This window comes from Halobacterium bonnevillei (genome assembly GCF_009831555.1).
Lineage (GTDB): Archaea > Halobacteriota > Halobacteria > Halobacteriales > Halobacteriaceae > Halobacterium > Halobacterium bonnevillei.
The window spans coordinates 1-1433 of the sequence record NZ_WUUU01000327.1; the positions used below are offsets into that span (position 1 = coordinate 1).

Here is a 1433-nt window from a genome sequence, read left to right on the forward strand (position 1 = left end):
CGGGCTGTTCCGGACCTCGGACTGGGGCGCGTCGTGGTCCGCCCTGGACACCGACTGGCCCGCGCTCCTGGAGTCCGAGCGACCGCGCGGCCTCGTCGTGCTGTGACGCGCGCTCGCGGACGCGAACCCTTTTGACGCGACCGGCCCTCGCTGCCAGCATGGACGCGTGGAAACTCGTCGCCGGCGTGCTGGTCCTCCTCGGCGTGTTCCAGGTGCTCGCTTCCCTGGGCGCGCCGTCGCTCGCCGCGGGGCTGACGACCGCGTTCACGGGATTCGTGTTGCTCCTCGTCGGTTTCCTGGCGATCTACCGCGCGGAAGTCGACGGGTCGTAGCAGGCGACGGGGTTCTCGTCGCCGAGCGCAGGTCGTCGGGAACTGACGCTGGCCGTCGCCGGACGCAATCCCCGCTCTTTTTCTCCGGGAGCGCCGAAGCCGCTTGCATGGCAAACCAACCGCACCTGCTCGTCGAGGAGGGCGACGTCGAAGACGTCGCGCTCGTCCCCGGCGACCCGGGTCGCGTCGACCGCATCGCCGCCCACTGCGACGACAGCGAGGTCGTCGCCGAGAACCGCGAGTACAAGGTCGTCAACGCGACCTACGAGGGCGTCGACCTCACTATCTGCTCGACCGGCATCGGGTGTCCGTCCGCCGCCATCGCCGTCGAGGAACTCGCGAACGTCGGCGTGGAGACGTTCATCCGCGTCGGCACCATCGGCGCGCTCCAGGCGGACATCGAGGTCGGGGACATGATCGTCGCGACCGGGGCCGCCAAGGAGGAGGGCACGAGCAAGCGCTACGAGTCCGCGGTCTACCCAGCCGTCCCGGACTTCGACGTCCTGACGAGTCTCGTTGATTCGGCCGAAGCCAACGACGAGGACGTACACGTGGGCCCGATCGTCAGCGACGACGCGTTCTACAACGAGTCCGACGAGTACGTCGCGGACTGGAACGACGCGAACCTGCTCGCAATCGAGATGGAGGCCGCCACGGTGTTCTCGCTGGCGCGGCGTCGCGGTCTGCGTGCGGGCGCCATCTGCACCGTCGACGGCAACCTCGTCGCCGGTACCCAGAAGGGGGCGGACGGCGAGGACGAACTCCCGGAGAAGGCCAAGAACAACGTCGCACGCGCCATCGACATCTCGCTGGACGCCGTGACCGACCTGGCGTAAGCGCGCTGGACGCCGTGACCGACTCGACGGACGCCCACTCTGTGCGGCCGCCGTCGCGGCGAGACGGTTGCCGCGCTCACGCCGGGTGTCGACCGGCCGAGGCTACCGAGTGAAACGGCGGTTCGCCTCGGTACACCCCTGCGTGCCCGTCGTCGCCCCGCCCGAGTTGGAAGCCGAAACACCCAACTGGCACGCTCGCGGAGTCGGTTGACATGTTCTCGGAGTGACGGCCGGCGGGTCCGCCGCGGCCCGCCCGACGGCCCTC

The 1433-nt window shown here is 69.8% G+C and carries 2 protein-coding genes; both read left to right on the plus strand.

Annotated features, from left to right (window positions below):
- Positions 1-158: 158 nt before the first annotated feature.
- Entirely contained in the window at positions 159-332 is a 174-nt protein-coding gene (locus GRX66_RS18970; protein WP_159527843.1) for a hypothetical protein, read from the plus strand.
- 107 nt (positions 333-439) lie between these two features.
- The gene (locus GRX66_RS18975) at positions 440-1168 is read left to right on the plus strand and encodes a nucleoside phosphorylase (protein ID WP_159527844.1); all 729 of its coding nucleotides are present in this window, start codon (positions 440-442) and stop codon (positions 1166-1168) included.
- The last annotated feature ends 265 nt before the right edge of the window (positions 1169-1433 follow it).